Annotated in this window: 14 protein-coding genes; 1 reads left to right on the top strand and 13 read right to left on the bottom strand. The window is 73.4% G+C overall.

The genetic code is table 11. From position 1 onward, the window contains the following. Positions 1–42 precede the first annotated feature (42 nt). From ACFCX4_RS08400 to ACFCX4_RS08380, 5 genes are read right to left on the bottom strand one after another with little or no spacing between them, the layout of a single operon-like run. Positions 43–744, bottom strand: a complete 702-nt coding sequence (locus tag ACFCX4_RS08400) for a Pycsar system effector family protein (protein ID WP_376139850.1) — start codon at positions 742–744, stop codon at positions 43–45. A gap of 3 nt (positions 745–747) precedes the next feature. Then, positions 748–2214: a hypothetical protein gene (locus tag ACFCX4_RS08395; RefSeq protein ID WP_376139849.1), complete on the bottom strand. Its 1467-nt coding sequence runs from the start codon at positions 2212–2214 to the stop codon at positions 748–750. Next, positions 2211–5051: a hypothetical protein gene (locus tag ACFCX4_RS08390; protein WP_376139848.1), complete on the bottom strand. Its 2841-nt coding sequence runs from the start codon at positions 5049–5051 to the stop codon at positions 2211–2213. The genes ACFCX4_RS08395 and ACFCX4_RS08390 overlap by 4 nt, the downstream gene beginning before the upstream one ends. Continuing rightward, positions 5044–5928, bottom strand: a complete 885-nt coding sequence (locus ACFCX4_RS08385) for a hypothetical protein (protein WP_376139847.1) — start codon at positions 5926–5928, stop codon at positions 5044–5046. Before ACFCX4_RS08385 ends, ACFCX4_RS08390 begins: the two co-directional genes overlap by 8 nt. A 43-nt stretch (positions 5929–5971) precedes the next feature. Next, positions 5972–6742 (bottom strand): Crp/Fnr family transcriptional regulator, encoded by a 771-nt coding sequence (locus tag ACFCX4_RS08380; protein WP_376139846.1) that lies wholly within the window; start codon positions 6740–6742, stop codon positions 5972–5974. 516 nt (positions 6743–7258) lie between these two features. On the opposite strand from ACFCX4_RS08380, the gene ACFCX4_RS08375 reads away from it, so the two are divergent. Beyond that, positions 7259–9430: a UvrD-helicase domain-containing protein gene (locus ACFCX4_RS08375; protein ID WP_376139845.1), complete on the top strand. Its 2172-nt coding sequence runs from the start codon at positions 7259–7261 to the stop codon at positions 9428–9430. Positions 9431–9439: 9 nt separating this feature from the next. Here ACFCX4_RS08375 and ACFCX4_RS08370 read toward each other — a convergent pair whose 3' ends face one another. The 8 genes from ACFCX4_RS08370 to ACFCX4_RS08335 form a co-directional block, all read right to left on the bottom strand. Then, positions 9440–11185, bottom strand: coding sequence for an Hsp70 family protein (locus ACFCX4_RS08370; RefSeq protein WP_376139844.1), 1746 nt, complete (start codon positions 11183–11185; stop codon positions 9440–9442). Further along, positions 11182–12114, bottom strand: a complete 933-nt coding sequence (locus tag ACFCX4_RS08365; protein ID WP_376139843.1) for a hypothetical protein — start codon at positions 12112–12114, stop codon at positions 11182–11184. Before ACFCX4_RS08365 ends, ACFCX4_RS08370 begins: the two co-directional genes overlap by 4 nt. Continuing rightward, a complete protein-coding gene (locus ACFCX4_RS08360) occupies positions 12111–13820 on the bottom strand; it encodes a hypothetical protein (RefSeq protein WP_376139842.1) in 1710 nt (569 codons plus the stop codon). The genes ACFCX4_RS08365 and ACFCX4_RS08360 overlap by 4 nt, the downstream gene beginning before the upstream one ends. Beyond that, entirely contained in the window at positions 13820–19279 is a 5460-nt protein-coding gene (locus ACFCX4_RS08355) for a DEAD/DEAH box helicase (RefSeq protein WP_376139841.1), read from the bottom strand. Before ACFCX4_RS08355 ends, ACFCX4_RS08360 begins: the two co-directional genes overlap by 1 nt. Then, positions 19276–20253, bottom strand: coding sequence for a hypothetical protein (locus tag ACFCX4_RS08350; protein ID WP_376139840.1), 978 nt, complete (start codon positions 20251–20253; stop codon positions 19276–19278). Before ACFCX4_RS08350 ends, ACFCX4_RS08355 begins: the two co-directional genes overlap by 4 nt. Continuing rightward, complete coding sequence (locus tag ACFCX4_RS08345; RefSeq protein WP_376139839.1) at positions 20250–22292, bottom strand: hypothetical protein; 2043 nt, start codon at positions 22290–22292, stop codon at positions 20250–20252. Before ACFCX4_RS08345 ends, ACFCX4_RS08350 begins: the two co-directional genes overlap by 4 nt. Before the next feature lie 235 nt (positions 22293–22527). After that, the gene (locus tag ACFCX4_RS08340) at positions 22528–23997 is read right to left on the bottom strand and encodes an FAD-dependent monooxygenase (RefSeq protein WP_376139838.1); all 1470 of its coding nucleotides are present in this window, start codon (positions 23995–23997) and stop codon (positions 22528–22530) included. Next, positions 23994–26224, bottom strand: a 2231-nt coding sequence (locus ACFCX4_RS08335) for an acyltransferase domain-containing protein (protein WP_376139837.1), incomplete at its 5' end; no start/stop codon positions are given. The genes ACFCX4_RS08340 and ACFCX4_RS08335, both read right to left, overlap by 4 nt.

Below are 26224 nucleotides of genomic sequence, written 5' to 3'. Positions count from 1 at the left end.
TGGCCGGGCGGGGAGTCGACGGGTGGGAACGGGCCGGGGCGCTCAGGCGAGCAGCACCCCGGCGGTGGTGAGGACGGCGCCGGGCGCCAGGAAGCCGACGCCCCAACGGATCCAGCGGTACTTGGCGGCCAGGATGGAACTGACGTCGACGGCCTGGACGAGCAGCCAGCCGACCGGGTCGCGACCGGCCGCGGCCACCCGGTCGGCCAGCGTCGACCGGCCCCCGGTGGGCAGCAGGTCGCCGAAGTAGGTGACGCTCTCGTGGTCACGCTGGGTGCCGGTGCGGGGCAGGATCGCCCGCACCAGTGCGGTGGCACCGGCCACCCAGAGCGCCGCGCCGAGGGTGAGCAGGACGGCGAGCCAGGCCGGGCGGCCGTCCGGCCAGCCGCGGCCGAGCAGCAGGGTCGGCAGACCGAGGGCGGCGGTGAGCAGGATCGAGGCCTTGGTGTCGGCCCGGCCGATGTCCTCGCGGACGGCGGCCAGCAGGTGGTCGGCGACGAAGCGGGTCTCGTCGGGGGTGCCGGGGGTGCCGGTGATTCCCGTGCTGCCGGGGGTGGTCGGGGTGCGCGGGGTCTCCTGGCTGCGGCGTGCGGTGAGGGCCGGGGGGCCGCCGGTGGGGTCGGTCCGGTCGGTGGTGGGCCCGGTCATGGGCTCGGTGGCGGGCTCGGTGACGGGCGCGCCGGTGGGCGTCGGTATGGAGCCGGAGGGGGGCGGGGACACGGGGGCGGCGGGGGGTTCGGTCATGGGTCAGCGGCCCCCGTCCGGGGACCAGGGCCGGTCCTCGTGCTGCTCGGGGGCGGGCTCCCAGTCGTCGAACGCCTCGCTGGGGCGGCGGCGCGACCGGGGGTCGGGCGCGGGGTGCCGGGGCGGCTCCGGTTCGGTGTCCACCCAGGCGGGCGTGTACGGGCGCTGGTCGTCGCCGCGGCCGCCCCCGGGGCGGTGGCCGGGCTGCTCGTGGCGGTCCCGCGCGCCGTCGTCCCCGCGGTCGCGGTCGCGGTCGTTGTCGCGGCGGGGTTCCGGCCAGGACTCCTCCCAGCCGTCCCAGCCGTCGCCGCCGCCGTCCCGTCCGGCCCGCCCGGTGCGGTCGGACCGTGCGGTGCTGCCGGACGGGTCCGGGCGGTCGGCGCCGTCCCACGGTGTGTTCCGGTCCGTGTGCCGGCGCGGGTTCGGGCCGTTCCGGTCGGGGCGGCCGCTCGGCAGGCCCCGCTCGGGCCGGTGCTCGTCCGGGCCGCCCGGGCGTCGTGCGGCCGGGAGTTCGTTGCGCCGGGGCGCCGACCGCACCGGCGGCTGGCCGAAGCTGCCCTCGATCCGGTACATCCCGGTGCCCAGCAGCTCCCGCACCTGGCTCTCCAGTTCCGCGGACTGGATCACCCCCTTCTCGACCAGGTCCAGGGTGTGTTCGAGCAGCTCGTGCTTGTCCGCGCGGGCCTCCTGGCGGAGCAGCTCCATGAAGGCGCGGGCCTCGCCGGGGTTGTCGGCCAGCATGAAGCAGATCTGGCTCCACTCGCCGCCGTCGAGCATCACCCGGAACTTCTGCATCCTCAGCTGGAGCAGCTCACCGGAGCGGTGCTCGTCGGTCAGCGTGTGGACGTGCTCCCGCTCGGCCATCGTCCCCCGGTGGTCGTCGTCCCGGACCTCCTCGGCCTGCGTGATGGTCTTGCGGTCCACGGCGAAGCGGACGTACAGGTCCGCGCGGAGCCCGAGGTCGTAGCCCAGGTCGTCCCACTGGCCGTTGCGGCAGGCGGACTTGACCGCGCGGTCGGCCTCGGCCGCGGCCGACACCGGGTAGCCGGAGCAGATGCCGCGCAGGCGCTCGGTGAGCGGGGCCCGCAGCCGTACGGCGATGTTGGCGACCTGCTCGTTCACCACCTTGAGGTAGTCGGTGACCGTCCACTGGACGTCCACCTCGACCTCGAAGAAGGTGGTGCCCCCGGCCGCCGGCACCTGGAGCGACAGCCTGGTGACGTGGGTGCCCCGCGCCACCTCGATGACCGTCAGCGGGCGGGCCATGAAGGGGCGGTCGACGTGCTCGGTGCCCATCGCGGTGACCACGCTGTGGCCGCCGTTGCGGTAGAAGTACACCAGCGCGACGCCCGCGCCGGGCCGGCGCGGGCCGCTCTCCGGGGGGTGCTCGGCCAGCAGCGGGCCGGCCGGGGCCGACCCCTTCACGGCCCGCTCGGGGGACTTCCGGGCGGGCTTCGGGGCTTCCGTCATCGTTCGTCCTCCTCGGTGTCCTGGCGGCGGGCGGTGCCGGTGCGGCCTCCGGTGCGGTCGCCCCGGCGGTCGTCGTCGCGGTGCCGGTCGCTGGTGGCGAGGTGCCAGAGCAGGCGGGCCGCCTCCTGGTCCAGCGGGTTGTCGGGGTCGTTCATCATCCGGCGCAACAGCCAGTCCAGGAGCCTGCGTTCGCGGTCCTCGGCGAACAGCGGCGGCAGCAGCGCCGCCAGGCCGCGGCGGCTGCGCGGGCCGTCCTCCAGCCCGCCGTCCTCCTCGGGGAGCGCCCCGCGCAGCCAGTACTCCAGGCAGTCGACGGCCGCCTCGTGCGAGCGCGGCGTGCGCAGCGCCGTCCACATCAGGTCGGCCAGCTCCCCCGCCCGGTCCGGGCGCGCCACCGCGAGGGCCAGCGGCAGCGGCCAGTCCAGGCGGTGCGCGAGGTCCGGCGAGGCCTCGCCGTCCCACACCTCGCCGACGGTGGTGAGCGCCAGCCGGACGACGGTGAGCAGACCGAGGTCCTGGTGGGGCACCCGGCGGTCGGCCGTCCAGTCGGCGATCCGGCGCAGCACCGCCCGGTCGTCCGGGCCGCAGAGCAGCCGGACGGTGCTGTGCGAGACGAGCGGCGCCTGGTCGTCGTCCTCGTCGGTGCCGATCCTCGCCAGCCGGTCCAGCGCCTCCTCCACCGGGGCGACGTGGCCGAACCCGAGGGCCATGGCGGCGGTCCAGCGCAGCCGGACCGAGTCGGAGCCCGCCCAGTTCCGGACCAGGGCCCGCACGGTGGGCCGGTGGCTCTCGTGCCGGGCCGTCTGGTCGAGCACGGCGGCGGCGAACGCCCGGCGCTGGGTCGCGGGCGCGGTGGCCATCGGGCGGACCAGCTTCGCGTAGCCGGTGGCGAAGTCCCGGGCACACAGCTCGCCGGAGGCCAGGGCCGCCCGCACCCAGATCTCGGGCCGCGGGTCGTCGGCGAGCAGCCGCATCCAGCGGACCACGGGTTCGCGGGCCGGGTGGTGCCGGTCCCAGACCTCGGTGAGGACGGCTGCGGGCAGCGCTGCGCCCCGGTAACGGACGATCCGGGCGGGGGCGTTGATGCCGGCCGTCTCCACCTCGCCGTCGGTCAGCTCGGCCCGCAGGAAGGCGAGGTCGGAGGTCGGGTCGTCGCAGAACAGCGGCCGGGCGGGCGCGTTGGCCGGGTCCCGGGCGACCGCGAGTTCCCAGGTGAGCAGGTGCGCCGCCTCCGCGACGGTGCTGTGCGCCGAGCCGTTGAGGACGGCCAGCGCGATCCGTGAGGCGGTCGGGTGCAGCACGGTGGCGGCCGAGCGCTCGTCCGTGTCGGCGGTGTCGGCGATCTCCCGGTCGGCGCCGGCGAACCACTCCTGGGCCTGCTGCGGGGCGAGGCTGGCGCAGCCGTCGAGCAGGTCGGCGCGGGTGAGGCGGCCCAGCACGTGGGCGGCGATCAGATCGGCGAGGAGTTCGGCCTCGGCGGGCCGGAGGTCCTCCAGGCCGACGGCGGCGCGGACCTCCGGGTCGGCGGCCAGCTCCTCGGCGCGGGCCGCGGTACGGGCGTCCGCGGCCCGGAGGTCCGGACGGGCGCCGTCGGTGCCGGTGCCGTCGGGGTGGGTGCCGGCGTCGTCGGGGCGGGTGCCGTCCGCGGTGCCGTCCTCCGCCAGGCGTTCGGCGAGCCGGGCGCGCAGCAGGTCCTCGGTCGGCGCGGGCGGGCAGATCAGCCCGTACCGCCCCGCGAGCAGGGGCGCCGCGGTCGGGCCGGCGGCGACCACCAGTACGGCGAAGGAGTCGCGGGCGGCCAGCGCGGCGGCCAGCGCGTCGAGTTCGAGCTCCTCCGGCGGCAGGGCCGGACGGCCGCCGCCGGAGGGGAGTTCGAGCACGTAGCCGCGCCGGCGGTCCTCGCTGTCGCGGACCGTGGAGGTCAGCCGGGGCACCGGGGTGTCCGGCGCGATCCGGGAGACCCGGCCGGCCGGCTCCGGCCCGCCGTCCGGGGCGGGGCCGTCGCCGGGGGCCGCCCCGTCGGGCCGGTCCGGCGCGGCGTCCGCCCGGGGGCCCGCCGGGGCGGTCCCGTCCGGTGCGGCCCGGTGCGGCCCGCCCTGGGTCAGCTCGTCGAGCAGGGCCAGCGTGGTGCAGGTCCGGCCGGTCCCCGGGGCGGCGGCGAGCACCAGTACCCGCCGGTGGCGCAGCGCCTGCTGGAGGCCGACGTACCCCTCCGGCTCGCGGTAGATCCGGCGGACCCGGCGCAGCTCCGCCTCCGGCACCGGGCCGCTGACCGCGCCGACCGCCTGCCGGCTGTCCAGGTGCAGCTGTACGTCGCCGATGTGGGCGCGGTGGAACACCGAGCGGTCGAAGAGGTTGTGGTCGCCGCCGACCTGGTAGGACGAGCGGGCCGAGCGGTGGGCGCGGGAGGTGGCGGCCATGCCGGTGGCGGCGCCGCCCTCCTCCTCCTGTTCGTCCAGCAGGCGGTCGCGGCTGCGCTCGCGGAACCGGCCGGCGGCGCGCTCGCGCTCGGAGCGCTCCTCCTCCTCGCGGTCGTCCTCGGGGCGGTCCGCCCCGTTCCGCTCGCCCTCGGGCTGGTCCGGCTCGTGGCCGGTCCGCTCCGGCTCCTCGCCGGCGGCGCGGCGCGGCTCGCGGTCCTCCCGGTCGCGGTCGGGGCGGTCGCGGTCGTCGCCCCCGCCCTCCGCCCGGCCGTCGCCGCGGGCACCTTCGCCGCGCGCTCCTTCGTTCCGGGCCCCGTCGTTGCGGGCGCGGTCGCCGCGCGCCCGGTCGTCCCGGTCGCGCGGTTCGTCCGGCCGCCGCTCGGGCGGCGCTTCGGCGGCGTTGCGGGGTTCAGCCACGGTGGCCTCCCCCGATGGTGCGGCCGATCCGCACCGGCGCGGTGTAGGTGTTGTCGTGGTGCACGGAGAAGTCCCCGGCGACGTTGATCCCGGCGGCCGGGCCGGTGTCCCCGTCCGCCGGGTCCGCGGCCCGGCCGGTACCGCCGGTACCGGCCGCACCGCCGTCGGCCCCGCCACCGGTGTCGCGACCGCCGGACGTCCCCCCACCGGCCGGCTCCCCTGTGGCCGGCCCGTCGGAGGGCGGTTCCCCGTGGTCGGACACCGGGGCGGGCCGGGGGCGGCCCGGCAGCCGGAGCCAGGCGGGCACCTCGTCGTCCTTGAGCCGCAGCCGGGCGGGCGCGTAGTGCTCCGGGTCGACGAAGCGGCCGCCGTGGCGGACCACCTCCCGGTACAGCGAGTCGGAGACCACCACGACCAGGTCCGCGCGGTCGCGTTCGAGGAGCCGGCGGGCGGCGTCCGCGTCCGTGAGCCGGCAGGCGAGGTCCACGGCGTGGCCGCTGACCCCCTGGGCGTCGTGGGTGACCGGGCCGACGTGCAGGCCGATCCGCAGCCCGAGCGGCATCGTCAGGCCGATGTTCGACTGACGCAGCTGCTCGTGCACCTCGGTCACCCAGACGCCGAGGATCCGCGACGGCGGGACGGTCGGTGCCACGGTCGCCAGCACGCCGTCCCCGCGGTCCTCCCGGTGGACGCCCCGGAGCGGCACCCCGGCCCGGTCGAACGCCCGGTCCAGGACGGCGTAGAGCTGCCGGCGCATCCGGGTCTTGCCCGGATCGTCGTAGGCGCCCGACCGCCGGACGTCCACGCCCACCACCAGCTCGTACACCGCGTCGACCGCGTGGCCGTCCACGTTCACCCCCATGGTTGTCTTCGACACGACGTCAGGATCCGGCGCCGCACGCCGGGTTGTCTGTGACGGTTTACATGCGCTCCGGACGCGTTCCGGGCGCGCCCCCCGCGCGCCGTCGGGCCTCCGGCCGCGGCTCGGGGGCCCGTTGCTCGTGCGGCCCCTGCGCGAGCAGCAGCAGCGGTGCGGGCGCGAGGATCTCCACCCTGCGGTTGCCGGTGCGCACCAGCCCCTGCTCACGCAGCAGGCGCAGCGCCTTGGCCACCGCCTCCCGGGTCGCGCCGACGGTGGCGGCGAGGTCGTCCTGGGCCAGCTGCACCACGGCGGCGGCGCCGTCCCGGCCCGGCCGGGAGGTGGCGTCGGTGCCGGAGAGCTCGACCAGCCGGCGGGCGAGCCGCTGCACCACGGTGAGCGAGGCGAGCGCCGACCGCTCGCGGTCGGAGTCCCTGAGCCGGGAGGCGAGTTGGGTCATCACCTGACTGCCGACCCGGGGACTTTCGGCCAGGAACCGGCGGAACCCGTCCCCGGGGATCACCAGGGCCTCGACCGGACCCAGCGCCTGCACGGTGGCGCTGCGCGGGCGCTGGTCCAGCGCGGCCAGCTCGCCGACGAGTTCGCCCGGCCCCCGCAACCCGAGGACGAGCCGGGTGGCGCCCCGGTCGATGGCGGCGAAGACCATCGACCACCCGGTCAGGACCAGCAGGACGTGCGTCGAGCGGTCCCCCTCGGAGAGCAGGTGCTCCTCCGGTTCGAAGGTGCGGGTGCCGCCGAGCGAGGTGAGGGCTTCGAGGTCGTGGGCCGTGAGTGTACGGGCGAACGGAAGGTCGCCGCCGAGCAGGCCCATGCCACCCCCTGGTGTCCAGCGACGGCCCGAACCGGTCTGACGTTGGGAGATCGTAGACCTGCCGGGAGTGGATTTCGGCCAGTTTTCCCACACTGGGACCGAGCTGGGGAGGGTGGGACTCAGGAGGTTCCTGAGGCGTCTTCACAGGGGCCCCAGGAGCCTCCTCACGACCGGTGGAGCCCCAGGTCGGACCCGGTCCGCAGGGTGGGTTCGGCCCATTTCGGAAACGATTCGGACATCACTTGGCAACGGCGCGGTGAACCCCCACCCGCTCCCCCGCGTGCGCCCCCGCGCACGCGATCCCACCCCCCCGGCGGCCACCACGGAGGGCCCGGCGCCACGCCCTGAGCGGTGCGGCTGGTGCGGGTCTCCGGGGTCGGACGGGGTGACACCGGCGGGCGGTCCCGGGGCGCCGGCCGCCAGGGAGCCTCGTCGCGATCCGGCAGCCCGCCACCGGCGCGGGCGACGGAGCAGGTACGTTGATCACTGCCACAGTGTCCGATGGAGGCCAGCCCGATGCCGCAACTCGCTCTTTCCGTCTCGTTCTGGGAACAGTACGAGCAGTTGGAGAAGCATGTCCGCTCCGGAGTGCGGAAGGCGGTGGCGAAGTTCCAGCAGCTGAGTGCGGCGGACCTGCACAAGGACAAGGGCCTGCACCTGGAGTCGGTCGAGAACGCCAGGGACCCCCGGCTGCGGACCATCCGCATCACCGGATTCTGGCGCGGTGTCGTGCTGGCTCCGGATGACGGGGGCGCGACGTTCCTGCTGGTGAACGTGCTGCAGCACGACAAGGCGTACGAGTGGGCCGCGAAGCGGATCTTCAGTGTGAACTCGGCGACCCGGGGGCTGGAGGTGCGCAACGTCGAGGCCATCGAGCAGATCACACCGGTACTGCAGAGGGTCGCGGCCAACGCGCCCCGCAGGCTGTTCGATGCCTATTCGGACACGGTGCTGCGCGACCTCGGCATCGACAGCGGCCTGCTCCCTGCGGTCCGCTCGCTCACGGACCAGACCCAGCTTGAGGCCTTCGTGCCGGTGTTCCCCGAAGATCAGTGCGAGGTGCTGCAGTACCTCGCCGAGGGGTTCACCCCGGAGGACGTCTGGAGCAACATCGTCTCCCAGCGACGGCCCGCCGATCCCGGACCGCTGGACTCGCGCGACGTGTCGACCGCCATCGCGAACACGGCCAGCCGCATCGTCGTCGTGTCCAGGCCGGATGAGCTTGAGCACATGCTCTCCCAGCCGTTCGCGGCCTGGCGGGTGTTCCTCCATCCCCGGCAGCGGCAGGTCGCCTACCGCGACTCCTACAGCGGGCCCGCCCAGGTCTCCGGAGGACCCGGGACGGGCAAGACGGTCGTCGCGCTCCACCGCGTCAAGCACCTGCTCGACCGGGCGGGAGCCGGCAGCCGGCCCGATGTCCTGCTGACCACCTACACGAACGCGCTCGCCACGATCCTGCGGGAGAACCTGGCGCTGTTGCTCGACGATCCCGGGGCGCTGGCCCGTGTCGAAACCGGGACCGTCAACTCCCTTGCCTTCAAAGTCTTGCGGGAACACACCGGCCACGCGCCCCAGGCCCTCGACGAGGGCGACGAGCGAAACCGGTGGCGGGCGGTCGCGAAGAAGCTGGGCCTGCCGTGGTCCGGTGACTTCCTGATGCAGGAGTACCGTCACGTCGTCCTCGCCCAGGACCTGCGAACCGAGGAGGAGTACATAGCCGCGGACCGCAGGGGCCGGGGTGGTCAGCTGGCATCGGCACGGCGGCCACTGCTCTGGCAGGCGGTGGAGGAGTTCACCCGTCAGCTCGATGCGGAAGGACGGAGTACCCAGCTGCGCCTGTGCGCGGAGGCCGCGCGGGTGCTCAGAGCGGCAGGACCCGGTGAGGTCCGGTACCGCCACATCGTGGTCGACGAGGCACAGGACCTCCACCCCGCCCAGTGGCGTCTCCTGCGTGCGGCCGTCGCGGAGGGGCCGGACGACATCTTCCTCACGGGCGATCCCCACCAGCGGATCTATGACTCCCGGGTGTCGTTCGCGGCGCTCGGAATCCCCGTTGCGGGCCGTAGTTTCAGGCTGCGGCTCAACTACCGGAACACGGAGGAGATTCTCCGCTGGTCCGGATCCGTGCTGTCCGGGCAGACAGTGGACGACCTGTCGGGCGACCACACGGACGGAGGCCTGGCCGACTACACCTCACTCCTCCACGGAGCCCGCCCGGCCGCCCACGGCTACGCCTCTGAGGAGGCGGAGCTGACCGCACTGGTGGACCGCGTTCAGCAGTGGCTCGCTGCTGACGTTCCCTCGGCGGAGATCGCCGTGTGCACGAGGTTCCGTCAGCTCGGGAACAAGGTGATCTCCCGCCTGAAGGCGGCAGGGGTCGACGCGGTGCTGCTGAAGGACGGTCCCGCCGCCGGTGACCCGGGCGTCCGCGTGGCCACGATGCACGCCATGAAGGGACTGGAGTTTCGCTGCGTCGCCGTGCTCGGTGCGTCGGAAGCCGTACTGCCGCTGCTGTCCGCCGTCACTCCGGAATCGGCTGATCCGGTCCAGCACGCGACGGACCTGCTCGCCGAACGGTGCCTGCTGTTCGTCGCGTGCACCAGGGCCCGGGACGCCATGGCGGTGAGCTGGAGCGGTTCCCCCAGTTCCTTCCTGGCGGACCTCCTGACCGAGGAGGAAGAGGCCTGAGCCGGGCCGTCACGGCGCCAGGTACTGGGCCTCTCCGTTGACGGTCACCGAAGTGTCGGCGACCGGCGTCCGGTCCGGGACAGCCGTCTCCCCGGCCGCCTGCCGTGCCGCGTTCTCCGGCGGGGGAGGAGCGGGCTCCGTGGTGCCCTGGAACGGCCGCACGGTGTGGGCCAGAAGCCTGGTGAGTTCGTCCTCCAGGCCTTCCTTCAGCGGGGTGCCGTCGGGGCCGAAGGAGTCGACCTCACGCTCGGCCAGGACTTTCCCGGTGATGGCATGGGTCGCGGTGAAGCGCAGAATGCCGCTCTCGTTGTAGCGGAAGCGGATGGTGATCCTGTTGCGGGCCGGGTCGTGCTCCGGCTGCGGGAGCGGGACGTCGAACGCGGCGAGGGGGAACGCCCGGTCGCTGTCGGCTGAGTATCCGGACTCACCCTCGACGATCTCGACGTGCACGGACGCCGCCCCCGGAGTGGAGGGCTGGAAAGCCGAGGTCCCCTCCGCCGGCAGCGTGGCGTTGCGCCGGATGATCGACCGGAATCCGCGTTCCGGACCGGCGTTGAACGCGGTTCCCAGGTCGTAGTTGCTGACCAGGGAGAAGTCGCTGAGGTCGTTGAGTTCACCGTCGAGCGAGGCCGCGTAGATCGCCGCGCCCCGGGCGACGGCCGTCATGGGCCGGCACAGGCGGGGGTCGACGATCCGGTCGTGGCCCAGAACCCGGCCGAGGGTCTCGCGGACCAGGGGGATCTGGGAGGTTCCCCCGATCAGGAGGACGGAATCGATGTCCGAGGTGCTGATGCGCAGATCCTTCAGCGCCTGTTCGACCGGCGTCAGGGCGCGGTCGACCAGCGGCGCGATCTCGGCGGTGAACTCCTCGACCGTGATCTTTGTGCTGTTGGCGCCGCGGCCGGTCCGTTCACTGGGCGGGGTCTCGAAGAGGGCATAGCCGTCAGGCGGCAGGTGGGAGAGTTCGATCTTGGTCAGCTCGACGTGCCGGCGCCACTGCCGGCGCTGTGCCATGCTGAGGCGCTCGGGGGCAGTGCCCAGGTTGCGCAGGATCAGCTTGGCGAGCTGTTCGTCGAACTCCAGCCCGCCGAGCGCGGTGATGCCGCGTGAAGTCTGCTCCTCGAAGAGCCCGTCGGCGTATTCGAGCACGGTGACGTCGATGGTGCCGCCACCCCAGTCGAAGACCAGGAACCGCCCCGGAATGGGATAGTCGTAGGCGTACGAGATCGCCGCCGCCGTCGGTTCATTGATCAGTGCCTTGACCCTGATGCCGCCGAGCGCGGCGGCGGCGCGGGTTCGGTACCGAGCGCCACCGGTCGCGTTCGCGGGGACGGTGACGACGGCCTCGGTCAGTTCGAGCAGTTCACCGGCCGCGCCTTCGCGCATGCGGCTGAAGAGCGCGGCCGCCGCGGCCGTGCTGCGGAACTGCTCACCGGCGAGCCAGACCCGGTGTTCCTCAAGGTGGGGCAGTGCCTCCTCGTCGCCATCCGCCGCCCGGTCCGCACTGGAACGGGTACCGAGCATGCGCTTGACGGCATCGAGCGGAGCGCTGGTCCCGGTCTTCGCCGTCCACCCGAAGCAGAGCGTGCGGCGCAGGTCATGGACGGAGAGCACGGAGGGGAAGAGCTCCCCGAACTCCGGCTGCTGCCAGTTCGCGGGCACGCTGCCGCCGTCGACCGGTACGACCTCGGTGGCCAGACCGTTCCAGCGGGCGACGACGGAGTTGCTGGTGCCGAAGTCGATGCCGAAGCTCATCGGGTGCCCTTCCGCTGCCGTCCGGTGCGCTGATTTCCGGCGACGCCGCGATGTGAGGCGTGACGGCTGCCGGCCCCGCGCGGGCCGTCCGGCGTGCGGTCCTCCCCGGGACCATTCGGCGCTGGCGCGGACCCGGAAGCCGACTTCTCAGCTACTGGCGGGAGAGCCGCAGGGCTCTTCGGCTGTCCCTTGCGGTGCGGCTTCTTGGGCGCCGCCTGCGCCTTTGCCGGCGTTGGTCTCCGCTTCTGGGCAAGTTCTCCCTTGGAGCGCTGCTGCCGCTTCTGGCGAGGTGTCAAGCTCAGCGGTAGTTCCTCAGGCCGATGGCCGTTCTCGGCCCTTAGCCAGCCGGTCTCCACGAGGCGGCCCGATTCCCGGTCGGTGTAGGCGGGAGAGACCACGGAGAAGTGCGGGATCCCGTTGCTCTCAGCATGTTCCTGGACCGGGTCCGTCAGGCTGAAGAGGGACAGGTCAGCAGGCTCGGTGACTCGGACCAGGCCAGCCTTCGCAATCTCGTGGTCGATTCGTGACTGCAGCGATGTCAGGTTCGACGCCTGGTAGGCAGCGCGGTCGATGACCGCGAGCTGGGCCAGATGCATCTGACGGGTACGGATCCCCTCCATCACCGCCCCGCGAACCGCCTCGGTGAACTGGGGGACCAGACGGCGTGTGAGCTCTGCTCGGATCGCGGCGGTCGGGCTGGTCTCCTCAGCAGTGGCTGCTGAGGAGGCGAGGGAGGCCGCGATCTGTTCGAGCTGCGCTTCGAGTACAGGGCGCAAGGCCGCGGTGACGGATGCTAGGAGAGCAGCCGCGTCGAAGGTGCCGGGGGCGATCTCCGGCAGCTTGCTCGCGCTCGACCGGCGGATCCGCTCGGGGCGGGCTGGCCCCTCGCTCTTTCGGCCGGCGCGCTGCCGGGGCTGCTGCGTACTCACGATGAGCTGCTTTCTGCTGGTCGGTGTCCTGGCGACCGGGACACGAAGTCTTCGGCGGAACCGACTATTTCGCGGGCCGCAGCCTGTCGGGCCCAGGCCCGGTCACGCTCTGACGGCGGCTCGGTTTGGCGGGGCATCGGTTCGGGGGGCAGAGCGAGCCGCTGGCTGGTTCCCGGGGGGACCTGCCAGCGCTGCGGGGCGAGAGGAAGCGTGAACCGGGCCAGCTCCAGACTCGCCCGCTGGGCCGCCTCGATGAGGTCCTTCGCCTGGTTGACGGCAACCTTCCCCGATTCGTCCAGTTCCCGGCGCAGCGCACGCCAGGACTGCTTCCAGTCCGGTGAGGCGTCATCGGCACCCAGGACGAGGTAGGGATTCAGCGGCCCGTTGCGCTCGGAGCGCGGGCGGCTCTCAAGGAAGCGGCGGTTGCGCTGCAGCGCGTGCGCGGTGGACTGGCCCAGCTCCTGGAGCTGGGGCGGCCGGGACTCCGCGTCGAGTGTCAGACAGGAGAGCGCCAGACCCGGATCCGAGGCGGCGGTCAGATACGCACGTACGTTCCTGGCCTCCCAGCGTACGCTCTGGGGCCCGTGGTCGAGCCGGTCGGCGCAGGAGCCCGCAGCCGCCCGCATCTGCTCGGCACGTGCGGTCTCGCCCAGGAGTTCGGCGCGATGGAGGTGGCGGACGGCCCGCAGCATCCGCCTGACACCGAGCCAGCCGGTGAACGGCCGTGAGCGGCTGCGGCCCTCCGGAACCAGCCGTTCGAGGAGCAGCCAGAGTGAGCGGTCATCAGCGAGGTCCTGGCTCACCTGTCCGGTCCGGTGCGCCTCCCGGAGCTCATCGAGGAGTCTCCTTACCTCCGGCCGGAGCCCGGACCAGTCCTCCGTCACGGCCTGGGCATCGGCCCGCCGCAACCGGTGGAGCAGCTGCCAGGAGCTCGGCCAGTCGTCCCCCGGGTCGACGCCCGGGCCGGCTGTCCGCCGCTCTCGTTCCAGGGACCAGTCCAGCTCCGACAGTTCCTCTTCCGAAAGGGCAGTCGGCGCCAGCCGGGCCCGGAGGTAGACGGCCCGGGCGGAACCATCAGGCTCGGGGACGGCGGTGATCCATTCCTCGTCGATGAAGTCGTCCAGCAGGGGAAGGGGAAGTACGGCGAGCAATGCCTTCTGCCGGGACTCCGAGACGTGGAACTCGTTGACCGCCCGCTCGTCCTGGTAGACCTGCCAAGCACTGCCGGCGGGGCCGGGGGCAGCGTCGGGAGTGTTCGCGAGCAGGGCACGTGCCCGGGCGGCGCCGGAGGGTTCCAGAACAGGGATCCCGTGGGTGCCTGCCTCCGCGAGCACGGCGATGCCGTCGAGCGGTGCGAGCACTGTCGCGGCGCTGACGACCTCCGCCGCCAGCTGCCGTGCTGTCAGGGAGTTCGCCGGACCTGCGCCGGATGCCGTCCCGTTGAGCACACGCCGGGTGAACGTCACGGCTTCCGACCACGCCCCGGCGCTGGCGAAGCCCTCGGGGACCTGGACCGTCACGGACGGCTCGGTGCTGGGGCGGGTTGCTGGAGACCCGTCCCGCGCCCGAAGCGGAGGCCGCTCGCCGCGCGCACGCGCCGCGGCGAGTGCCACGCGCCGGTCCAGCTCGCGCTGGCGGAGCACCTCCAGTGCGTCGGCGGCGCCGGCGGTGCCGCCGACGGGTATGACCCCGGTGCTCTCCGTCATCATTCCTCCGCGAACCTGTGGACCTCGTCGATCACGGCCGCGGGGGTCCGGTCCAGGCAGTAACCGTCGACGAAAGCCAGCCGCTCGGCGATGCCCGCCGCCGAGACCTCCTTCCGAAGCTGCTGCAGCCGCGGCGCCTCACAGGCCTCGCTGGATGACTCCAGCGGATGTTTGACGGCGACGGCTACCGGCTCGCCGGTGAAGTCGGAGGTGTGGACGCAGACCAGGCCGCCGCCGGTCTCCGTCAGACGGACGGCCGGGTCCTCCTTCGCCCAGCCACGAAGCAGTTCGTCGTAGCGGGACGACTCCGGCTGGAGGATCCGTCCGCGCAGGGCACCGACGAGGTCCCGGGCGAGGCGCCAGTCCAGCAAGGGGTGCAGGCGCATGTTCGTGTAGTCCCGGAGGCAGGAGTAGCAGGAGCTGCTGCAGGCCTCCGCGTGCCGGCTGTCCGACCCGAACTGGGCCAGGTAGTCGTCCACCGCGTCGAGGAATCCGTCGATCTGGCCGGGCGATCCCAGGTGGGTGCTGAAGCCCGCGCCGTTGTCGAGGCTGTCGGCGAGGTAGGCCATGACCGGGGCCGCCACCGGGGCCGGGGAGCCGTGGATACCGCTCAGCAGCTCGTCGGGCTGTACGTCGAGGTACGGCGCCGCGGCCCGGCGCAGCAGGGCCGCGAGGGAGTACCAGGCGGCGCGCCGTCCGTGATAGGCGTCGGCGAAGCCGTCCGGCTGTACGGAACGCGAGATGTCGAACCGCAGACCTCGCTGCTCGTCCACGGATGCCTTCGCACCGAGGAACAGCATGTCGGTGTGCTGGGTCGCGCCGAGGGCGGTCTGCAGGTCTGCGTCCGCCCGCGGGCTCTCGACGTGCCAATAGCCCTTCCACCTGCCGGTTTCCTTGCGGAAGCGGAACAGCTTGCCGCCGTTGCTGTTCACCACGTAGCGGTCGCCGCTGCCGCAGTGCACGACGAGCCAGTCGTCCGCCGTACGCGGCACCCGGGGGGCGGTGTGCTCCAGATCGGCGGCGGTGCGTGTGCTCGTCGACCCACTGCCCCAGTCGCGCGTGCCGTCGTAGTCCCGCGGGTCGGGGGCGGCACGGAAGCCGCCCGGTTCCCGGAACGGAACGACCCGGTAGTTCTTGCCCTCCGCGGCGCAGGCCGGACACTGCTCCGGCAGTTCGGCACCGTCCGGCACCGGGTCGATGCTGGCGCAGATCCGGCACATCGCGACCAGCTGCTCCGGGCCGAACGGCTCGTCGGCGGCGATCACCCTGCGTGCACCCGGGCTGAGCGAGACGACGCCGTTCGAGCGGAGCAAGCGGCCGTCGCGCGGGGTCTCGCTGCCGGGCGCGAACTTGCTCAGCGCGACCGCGAGGTCACGGTTGACCGAGTCAGCGGGCGGCCATGGGAAGGGCTTGTCGGGGAAGCTGCAGTACAGCAGGCGTGCCCTGGTCGGGAAGCCGAACATCGGCAGCAGCCCGGCCTCGGCGAGCCGCTGGCTCAGTTCGGCATGGCCGACGCGCTCGGCGGCGACACCGTCGATCTGGTCGAGCAGGTCCGCGACGCATGCCACCGGATCGATCGAGGAGACAGCCTCCGGAGTGCCGGCCTGAAGCGCGGATCCGGCTGCGCGGATCCGGCCGGGGTGTGCGGCGGCCCAGCGCCTGATGGCATCCCGGTGGACCGCCCAGTTCCCCGAGAGGCCGAACTGACCGTGGACGTTGTTGGTCAGCGATGGCGTGTCATCTTCGGCGGCTGAAAGCGCCTCGAAGGCCTGGCGCAGAACTTCGCCGAGCAGTACCCGCTTGAAGATCGCAGGCATCCCCAGTGCCAGATAGGGCGGTGGCGTCGGACTGTTGGTGATGGCTTCGGGGCGGGCGAAGTAGTGCTCGTCATGGCTGCGCCCGCGGCAGACCGTCAGCGCGACCGCGACCGGACTGTTCCGTCGGCCGGCCCGGCCCACCCGCTGCTGGTAGTTGAAGCGGGTCGGCGGCATATTGGCGAGGAGCACGGTGTTCAGCGGGCCGACGTCGACGCCAGCCTCCATGGTGGTGGTCACCGACAGCAGTTCGAGCCCGTCGGCCTCCTCGATGTCGTTCTCGCCGAGGAAGACGTCCTGGAAGACGCTCTGCCGCCGCTGGGCTTCCAGCCGGTCGGTCTGCCCGGTCAGTTCAGCCGTCCGGAGCGCGAAGTTGCCGGTCCCGTGTTCCGCCTTCCAGGCGTAGTAGTCGTCGGCGAGCGCACCCTCGAACTTTGCCGGCTCCTTGGGGAGTTCGGTGTGGCACTTGGTGCACAGCCCGGCTCCCGGGTGGAGATGCGGGCGGCGGCACCTGCCGCACGGCCAGACCTTGCCGGTGCCGGTGCGCAGTGCGACCTTCTCGGGGTTGATCACGTACTCCACGACCGCGTCCTTCCAGACGCTGAGGACGCGGTCCATGACCGACTCCGGCTCGGTGCCCTCGTGCTTCGCCACCTCCCGCCAGAAGTGCTTCAGCGGAGCTGGGGGATTCTGCAGCCCGCCGCGCAGCTGGTGGAAGCGGCGCATCTGGCCGAGGATCCGCAGGCTGGCACGGGCCAGTCCGTCGTCACCGCCGACGGTGGTCTCAACCGGCGCGCGATCGTCCTGGAGGCACAGCCATCCGAGGCCCAGAGATTCGAAGTCCCGCCCCGCGCTGGAGAACAGTCCGCTGAGGAACTCGGTGCGCAGCCGCTTGCGGATCCGTTCCAGCAGCTCTTCCTGGGCCTGGGTCCCGGCCACCGACTCCCGGTCGCGCTTCCAGTTGAACAGGGCGGTCCAGCTCTGGCCGGCGGAGGTCTGCTGAAGCGATGCGGACGGCCCGCCCGGGTTCGTGCCATAGCTGACGAGCAGTCCTTCGAGGTCACCCGGGAGGGAGTCGAGCGACGGGAGGCTGGCGAAACGGCGTTCGAGGTCGGGCAGCAGATCCGGTTCGGCGTCGATGTCGTCCGTCAGGATGGACTTCAGCTTCCCCCAGTCGGACGGGCTCCGGTCCCGGAGCCTGACCACGGCGGCCTTGACCGCATCGCGGTCGGCAGGCCTGCCCGCGTAGTGGGCCTTGACCAGCTGCAGGTCCGCGAACGGGTCGCCCTGCTCCCGGACGGCTTTGGCCGTGAGCAGCCGCAGCAGGTCCTGGTAGTGGCGCAGCGCGAGGCCGCTGGCGAGTTCGGACGCGTCGTCACGGCTGTCGGAGAAGGCGATCGCCTTCCGCTCCTTGGCCGGAAGGTGGCCCAGGGCCTCGGTGGCCAGCACCTGGTTGATCTTGTCGAAACCGGTGCGCATGCGGCGGACCGGGGCACTGCGGAGCCTGGCGGGGTCCTCAAGAGAGATGTGGCGGCCGTCGCGGTCGCGCCGGACTTCCCAGTCGTCACCGCACGCGGGGCACCGGGTCGGGAAGGGCCGGAGCTGTGCCGGGTCGAACGCGGGCTCAGCGGGGTCCTTGCTCTCCGGGACCGAGATGTGGAACGACCAGCCGCTGTGGCCGACGTCCTTGTTGACGAGACGCCCGGTCGCGGGCTGGTAGGCGCTGCGCCGGAACTCGAAGCCGACGCTGCCGCGGTTGCCGGACAGTCCGGCCGACCAGTCCGGGCTGTCCAGCCCGAGGGCCTCGGGGCGGGGCCAGTACACGACGTAGTTCGCCGCGGTCGGCACGCCGCTGGCCTCGTCAGGCAGCAGGTCCAGCTCGGGGAAGTCGGTGTGCAGCGCGCCGGTGAACCGCCGCTTGCGGTTGTCGTCCGGGCTGGCGTACCCGCCGAGCATCAGGTCACCGCAGGTCTGGCAGTACAGCAGTTCCAGCACCCGGGCCCCGCAACTGCACCGGGAGGCGGGTTCGGCGAACAGCCGGCCGACCCTGCGGACCTTGTCCGCCTCCGTATCCGCCTCCACCGGTATGTCCGGGCACTCCGGGTCCGAGCAGGCCCAGATGCCGCCGATGTTGCGGAAGAAGAGGTGGGCGCGCAACTTGGGCAGGTCGGGGTCCCCGGCCGCGCCGAGGACCCGCAGTGCCCCGTGCAGGGCGGCCTCGCGTTCGTTCTGGGCAGGGACGCCGGGGAAGAGCTGTTCGGCGAGGGCGGAGATCCGCAGGGTGCGGGGTGTTCCGCCAGGGGAGAGCGCGTGCGGGATGGCCCCGCCGAGACCGGTGGCCTCGGCCAGTCCGCGGGCCTGCTCCCCGCTCAGTTCACCGCCCGCGGCCGTGACGAGGAGCGGAGCGTGGGCGGTCAGGTCGGTGCTGGCGCGCTTAGGCAGCAGCGCGGTGCCGGGGATGATCTTGGAACGGGACCGGGGAAGCGCGAAGAAGTCCTCCAGGAACGCGTCGTCGCGTCCCTCTTCCAGTGATGCGGAGGCCGCCAGCACCCGGAACTTCTCCGGAGCGGAGTCCAGTCCGAGCCGGTGCCGCAGATTGCGGAGCAGATAGGCCACTTCGGTACCGGCCGTGCCGCGGTACATGTGGAGCTCATCGAGGACCAGCGTGAACCGCGCCCCCGGTGTGCTCTCCAGCCAGTGGCGGGTGGCGGCGAACAGGCCCGCCTCCCGCGGGCGCAGGAGCATGATGTTGAGCATGGAGTAGTTGGTGACCATGATGTCCGGCGGCGTGTCCTGCATGTCCCAGCGGCTCTGCATCTCCGCGCCGCCCAGACGCGGGATGAAGGCGTGATGGCGGCTCTCCGCCCTCCGTTCGCGCGCGTCGAGCGTCTGCAGGTACTCGCGCAGCCTGGCCACGGCAGTCGTGGAGGTGCGGTTGCCCGGCACCGGCGTGGCCCCGGTGTAGCGGCCGAAGTAGAAACGGTGACCGTTCCGGTTGCCGTCGAGCCACTCCCGGGCCCCCTCGCTGTCCAGCGCCTTGCGGAGCCGCACCATCTGGTCGTCGGCGAGGGCGTTGGTGGGGTAGAGGATCAGGGCCCGGAGCGCGGCGGGATGGCCGGTCTCCCCGGTGCGGCTCGGCTGGTAGTCCTCACTGCCCCGCCACCAGGCGCGCTGTACTGCGCGGGTGCCGGTCCAGCCGGCGGACTCGGCGACCAGATCGGCCAGCAGCGGCAGCAGGAACGCCTCGGTCTTGCCCGAGCCGGTTCCGGCGGTGACGACGAAGTCCTTGTTGTCGCGGCAGGCCGCGACCAGGGCCTCGTGCTGGTGGCGGTAGAGGCTCGACACGGCTTCGGGAAGTGCGAACCGGGCGAAGCCGGCGGCGTCCGGATGCGCTCCGGCCTCGGCGAACGACTCCGCGATGGTCCTCCCGCTGGCCGCGTACTGGGGGCGCAGCTCGATCAGCGGCTCGCGCCAGGCGCCGTTGTCACGGTCCAGCAGCAGGCCGCGTTCCCGCATCACCGAGCGGTCGTCGACGCCGAACGGGGTGTCGTAGTAGCGGAACAGTGCCCGGCGGAGGTCACCAAAGGTGCCGATGATGTCTCCGGGTTCGGTACCCCCAGCCGGGGTCCCCTCGTCGGCGTTCACAGTGCCCTCCCTGGTGCGGCCGCCACCGGCGGCAGGATCTGCAGGTCCTGCAGCAGCGAGGCGGCGATCGCCTCGGCCAGGACGTTCGGAACGTTGTCGTATGCCAGGGTCTGGCCCTGGTTGCCTCTCATCGGGGGCAGGCCGGTGCAGAGGGTGGCGGCCCGGGCGTGGAGCGGTGGCAGCGGGGCGTTGCGGTCCACGAACAGCCGCCCGAGGCGGGAGCGTCCCGGGCCGGTCTCCGGGCGCCAGCGCACGGCGTTCTCGCTGTGACTGGCGAGTTCGAGGTAGATACCCGTCTCGCGCTCCGTCCGGCTGAAACGGCCCTTGCGCAGCAGTCGCACCAGCAGGGCGTGGTCGGCCCCGCGCCAGCGGTACAGCCCGTCCTCGGAGTGCGATCCGGCTGGAACGAACCGCCGTGCGGTGAGGTCGTAGCGTTCCACCGTGTCCAGCCCGGCGCCGCCGGGGGGAGCCGCTTCGGCGCCGGCCTGGAGACGGGGCAGGAGCGCTCCCAGCTGGAGCGCCGCGCAGGGCACGTAGGAGGCGCCGAGACGTGTGGCCAGTTCCCCCAGCCGTGCCGCGTCGTCGTACTGGACCATGAGTGTGGCAGGAAGCGGGACAGCACCCTGACGGGTTTCGCCGGGGATCTCCAGGAGTTCGAGCCAGTCCGCGGCAGCGGAGCCGAGGGCTGCGCGCACGGAGGCCGGGCGGGCTCCGGTGATCAGTGCCAGGCCGTCGGAGAACGGCAGGCGGGTGAGGACCAGGGGCGCTGCGGACCAGCGGTCCGCCCGGAGGTCCGCGTCCAGGAACCCGAGCGAGGACAGTTCCCGCACCCAGTCCCAGTCCGCGTACTCGGCGGTGTCGATGCCGTAGGCCCGTGCCGTGCCGCGGACCCCTTCACGCAGTGCCGTCACCGAACCGCTCTGGCGCTCGCTCAGCCAGCGCAGCAGCAGGTCACCGATCGTCTCCGTACTCACCGGACGGTCTCCTCCGCCGCGCGGACGTAGTCGGCCCACCCCGGATCCCTTGAGCAGTCGCGGGCCGCGAGGACCGCTTCCGCCCAGGCACCGGCGTTCGGCGACGACGAGGGCTCCGGGGTGCCCGGGCCGGCGGCGCGCCCGCGCCAGCCTCCGGCCCGGCGCTCCAGGAGCCAGCCGCCCACCGCGTGCAGCTCGACCTCGAAGAGGTAGGGCTCCGCCGCGTGCGGAAGCCGCTCGGCCAGCCAGGCGGGCGGTCCGGGGGCGGCTATTCGCCAGAGCCGTCCGTCGGAGGCGGCGAACAGGAGCTCGTCCGCGCCCCGGCGGCTGAGGAGCACCTCGGGAACCGCGGTCGCGCGGTGGTCGCCGCAGTCAGCGCCGGACAGCGCGGTGCCGTTCCCGTGCACGGCGGGGTACGCCGCCGCCTTGAAACCGGACACCTCGAAGCCGCACGGGCGTTCTGCGGCTGCGGGGACAAGGAGCCCCTCGGCGGTGGTGAACCGGACGCTGCTGGCCCCGAGCGAGACCGTGCAGAGGCCGGCCGGGAGTCCGAGCCCCGCCAGCGGGACCGGACCGCCGCGGCGCCGTGCCTCCTGCAGCGCCGGGTACGTGTGTCCGTTGACGAGGAGTACCCCGGACACATCGTCCGGGACGATCACGGAGGGTTCGCCGCCGACGAGGTAGAGCTGCCGTTCCAGCAGCGGGGCCAGTCGCAGGCCGCCGGTCAGCCGCAGCTCGGGCTCCCTGGCGGGCTGCAGCGAACCAACCGCTCCCTGGATCTCACTGACGGCCCGCCGCAGCGTCACCGCGTTGTCGAAGACCACGGCCGTGTGTACGGCCCACCCGTCCGGGGCCCAGGGCAGCCGGTTTGCCGCCCTGGCCCGGCCAGGAGAAGCGGCCCGGTCCAGCAGACGCTTCACGTCCGGCTGTGCCTCCGGTGCCGCCAGCACGATGTACTCCTCACCGGGGACGAAGGCGCTGGCGCTGACCCAGGTGCCGAGGACGTCATCGCGTCCGAGGGCCAGCACGGGCGTCGGCAGCCGGCTCAGCGACGCATCACTCGAATTGACCTGGAGCCAGCGGTTCAGGTTCCGTGCGTCCGGTGCTCCCAGACCGTCGACCGCGTAGTAGGCGGTATCACCGAGGCGTTCCAGGACCACTCCGCCGGAGAGGCTGATGTGCTGTGCCTCCGCGCCCGGTACACGGGCGAGCCAGGACAGTCGTCCGGCTTCGAACTTCACGAGGAGTTCGGTCCGGCCGTTGCCGTAGGAGGCCTTGACGACCCTGCTGTCCCAGGACACCGCGAGGTTTCCCAGCAGGCGGGCGATGTGCGGACGGAAGTCGGGGACCTTCTTCGCCCGCCGGAACCCGGCCGAGAACCTGCTGTCCCATCCCAGCCGCTCCAGGGTGTCCAGCAGATCCTCTCCCGTGAGGGGCCAGGCAAGGGCGTTGTGGCTCCGGAGCTTGGCGAAGATCTCCGGAAGTGCCTGACGGTCGCCGCCGTTCAGGAGGGCCTGGGACAGCGGGAAGCCGATCCTCGACTGGTTCCTGGGCAGATCCGCAGCGGTGGGAATGGTGCAGACACCGCGGGCCGTGCCCTGGCCGTGCTGCCACTCAGCGAGGGTCTGCCACATCCGTGAGACCGCCTCGAAGGCCTCGCCGTTCAGGAGCCACTCGGAGCCGGTCAGCAGCTCGGAGAAGCGGACGTGGTACGCGTTCGCCGGATGGTGACCGTCGTTGACCATCCTCGTCGCCGCGAGCACGGAGGAAGCGAGCAGCGGAAGGAAGGCGGGTATACCGTCCTTGTCCTGCCGCCAGCTCAGCCAGCGCTGGCTCTCCACTTGTCCGTAGGGCCGGTCGGTGCCGGGCCTCAGGAGCCGGCCGACGCACTCGGCCAGTGGCAGGTCGAGACCGTGGCGCTCCCGCAGCTCCTGTTCTACGTCGTCGTCGACGTAGAACAGGGTCGGGTGGCCGACCTGCTCTGGTCCGAAGAATTCGGCCTCCAGCGCCTGCTGCCACGCCTGGTAGGGGAGGTCCACACTGTCCTCACGAAGTGCCGTATCGCTGACTCCAGGCCAGCGCTGGTGCTGGGAGATCCTATCGCGCGGGGTCCTGCGGCGCGTTCGGGGAACAAGGGCGCAAGTACGCGTCGACCGGGGTCAGAAGTGTATAGCCGAGAGCCTGGTGAAGGGGGCGGCTTCCGGTACAGACGGGGAAAGGCCGCCGCCCCGGGAGGCACCCGGGACGGCGGCCTTCGGCGGCGGTGACCGGGGATCAGGCCGGGGTGAGCCAGGTAGTGAGGGCGGTGCGGAGGCCCTCGGGGTCGTGGTCGGGGCCGGCGGCCCAGGCGACGTGGCCGTCGGGGCGCAGGAGGACGGCGGTGGCGGGGATGTGCGGGCTCGGCCGGGCGGTGACGGTGGTGAGGTGGCCGGTGGGGGCGGTGAGCGGGGCGCCGGTGCCGCCGGTCAGGTCGAGCAGGACGGCGCGGCCGGCGTGCAGCAGGGCGGGGACGGTGGTCGGGCCGTCGGCGGTGACGAGATCGGCGTGCGGGAGGCGGCGGCCGGTCAGCGGGTGGGCGTCCTCCTGGGCGGAGGGGTAGCGCACCGAGAGGCCGGTGACCAGGTCGAGCAGGTAGCGCCGGACGTCCTCGAACTTCGTCAGCTCGCCGATGATCGCGCGCAGCGGCGCCATCTCCTGCGGCGGGTGGCAGAGCGACACCTGGGCGCGGACGTTGTCGCAGGCCGCCTGGCCCACCGGGTGGCGCTCGGCGTGGTAGGTGTCCAGCAGGCCCTGCGGGGCGCGGCCCTGGAGGGTGGCGGCGAGCTTCCAGCCGAGGTTCACGGCGTCGTGGATCCCGGTGCCGATGCCCTGGCCGTTGAACGGGTAGTGCACGTGGGCCGCGTCGCCGGCCAGGAAGACCCGGCCCTCGGAGTAGCGGGCGGCGTTGCGGGTGGTGTTGGGGTAGCGGGTCAGCCAGCGGATGCCGGTGGCCCGGAGGTCGGTGCCGGTGAGCCGGACGGTCGCCGCGCGCAGCTCCTCCAGGTCCACCGGGACGTCGTCGGCGGGCGGCCGCCGGCCGAACTCGGCGGACATCACGCGGAACAGGCCCGGCTCCAGGGGCGCGCCGAGGAAGTGGCCGCCGGTCGGGCGGTGGTGGACGCCGATGTGCCCGGCGGCGATCTCCGAGTGCTCGATCTCCACCTCGCCGACGATGCCGTGGAAGACCGCGTCCACGCCCTCGAAGGCGATGCCGGTCAGCGTGCGCACCGTGCTCTCCCGGCCGTCGCAGCCGACCAGGTAGGCGCCGCGCAGTTCCTCGGCGGTGCCGTCGGCGGCGCGCAGTTCCACGGTCACGCCGTCCGCGTCGGGGCGGACGCCGGTGAGTTCCAGGCCGCGGCGGATCTCCACGCCGAGCTCCAGGGCGCGCTTCTCCAGCCGGACCTCCAGGCGCTGCTGGAGCAGCAGCAGGGTGTTCTCGTGCGGCTGCCCGGGGTTCGCCGACTCCATGAAGACGAAGCCGAAGTGCTCGGTCGGCAGCGGGAACGCGCCCTCGCGCAGCTCGGCCATCAGGCCGCGCTGGTCCAGGAGTTCGATCGTGGTGGCGTTGACGGCCACGCCGGGGGCGTCGATGCGGGGCTCCGGGGTCCGCTCGACGACCACGGTGTCCACGCCGAACAGCCCCAGTTCGCAGGCGAGCATGAGCCCGGCCGGGCCGGCGCCCGCGATGATCACCTTGTCGGTCATGAGTTGGTCCCTTCCATCGGTACGGTGGCGACGTGCCGCGCGAGTTCCGCGGCCGTCGGGTGGTCGAACAGCGCGCTGGGCGACAGGTCGAGGCCGGCGGTCTCCTTCAGCCGGCGGATCAGCTCCAGGGCGGCGAAGGACGTCATGCCGAGGTCCATCAGGTTGTCCCCGGGGCCGACCTCCCCGGCCCCGCCGTGGCCGAGCACGGCGTGCAGCTCGGTGACGAACAGCTCGGTCAGCAGGGCCTCGCGCTCGCCGGGACCGGCCGCGGCGAGCCGGGCCGGCAGGTCCCCGGCCCCGGCCGCCTCCGGGGCCCCGGCCCGGGCGGGGTCCGTGCCGCCCGGGCCGTCGGACGGCACGGTGTCGGTGACGACGAGCAGGGGTTCGTCGTGGCCGAGCAGCGGCCACACCGCCCGCAGCGCCTCGGCCGGGGCGGGGCCGTCCGCCGTCCAGGGGCCCCAGGCGACGGCGGTGGCGGGCCGGCCCTGGGCCCGGTGTCGGCGGACCGCCGCCTCGGCGGCCCGCCCGGCCGCCGGGGAGTGCAGGCTCAGGAACCAGGCGACCTCCAGCGCGAGGGTCGCGTGGTCCAGCGCGGCCGCGCCGTCCTCGCCGATCCGCACGACGGCCGGCGGGGTGGCGAGGAGTTCGGCGGGGAGGGCGGAGAGCGGGTCGGCGAGGTGGGTGACGGGCACGCCGAGCGCGGCGAACTCCCGCTCCTCGTACCCGGCGCCGCTGACGAAGAGCCGGGTGACGCCGTCGGCGACCAGCCGGCGGGCCACGGCGGCGGCCAGCCGGGGATCGCCGCCGGCCCCGATCCACCCGGTGGCCGCGGCGGGGCGCTCCCTCGGAGCGGGGGCGAAGCGCACCGGGCGGACGGCGAACAGGCCGCCGCCGCGGACGGCGAGCTGCTCCTCGGCGCCGGTCAGGGCCGGGGCGAGGAGGGCGGCGGTGCGGGCGCCGTCCGGGCCGTCGGCGGGGAGGTCGACCACCCGGTGGCCGGCGGCGAGGGCCGCGTCCCAGCGGCGGGCCTGGGCCTCGTCGGGCAGCGGGTCGGTGGAGCCGACGGCCGTCGCGCCCCGGGTGAGCACCCAGACCGGTCCGCCGTCCGGTGCCGGGGGCGGTACCTCGGCGAAGAGCGGGACGATCACCCCGAGGGCGGTCGCGTCCGGGGCCGTCGAGTCGGCGGCCGTCGCGCCCGGGGCCCGCCCGGCGGGGAGGCGGACGAGGTCGGCGCCGTGCGCGGCGAGCGCCGCGAGCAACGGCTCGTCGAGGACGTCCCGGCTGTCGGAGGAGTCGGAGGAGTCGGAGGAGTCGGGGGAGTCGGGGGAGTCCCGGGTGTCCTCGCCGGGGGTCCCGCCCGTGAGGACGGCCCAGCGGCCGGCCGGGCCCGCGCCGGCCGGGTGGACGGCGTGCCGGCGCGGGGCGTACGTCCAGCGCCGCCGGCGCCGCCAGGCGGCCAGCAGGGCCAGCGCCGCCGCGGCCTCGGGACCCTCCTCGGGGCCGAGCCCCAGGGCGGCGGCGAAGCCGTCCTGGTCCCCGCCGTCCACGGCGGCCCAGAGCGGCGCGTCGGCGGCGTCGGCGGCACCGCTCCGCGGAGCGTCCTCGGCGGCGGGAGCGGCGAGCCAGCTGCGGCGCCGCTCGAAGGCGTAGGTGGGCAGGTCGGTCCGGTTGCCGCCGGCCAGCGCCGCCGTCCAGTCCACCGGCAGGCCGTGCACGTGCGCGGTGGCGGCGGCCAGCATCACGGCGACCGGTTCGGGCAGTTGGGGGCGGAGCGCCGGCAGCACCAGCGGCTCGCCGACGGTGGTGCACTCCTTCACCAGCGGCGTGAGCGCGGGGTGCGGGCCGATCTCCAGGTAGGTGGTGGTGCCGGTGTGGTGGAGGGTGGTGATGCCGTCGGCGAAGCGGACGGTGTCGCGCAGGTGGCGGACCCAGTAGTCGGCGTCGTACTGCTGGACGGGTCGGCCGGTGAGGTTGGAGATGACGGGGATGCGGGGCGGCTTGTGGACGAGGCCCGCGGCGACCGCGCGGAACTCCTCCAGGATCGGGTCCATGTGGGGGGAGTGGAAGGCGTGGCTGACCTTGAGTGCGGTGGTGCGCCGGCCCTGGGCCTTCCAGTGGGCGGCGATGGCTTGGACGGCGTCGGTGTCGCCGGAGATCACGACGGAGGTGGGGGAGTTGACGGCGGCGAGGGCGGTGCCGGGGAGGAGCGTCGGCGTGACCTCCTCCT

Origin of the sequence: Kitasatospora sp. NPDC056327 (assembly GCF_042261735.1) — a bacterium.
In the GTDB taxonomy this organism is placed as follows: domain Bacteria; phylum Actinomycetota; class Actinomycetes; order Streptomycetales; family Streptomycetaceae; genus Kitasatospora.
The sequence above is the reverse complement of the archived record's forward strand: the minus strand, read 5'-3'. Positions and strand labels throughout refer to the sequence as shown.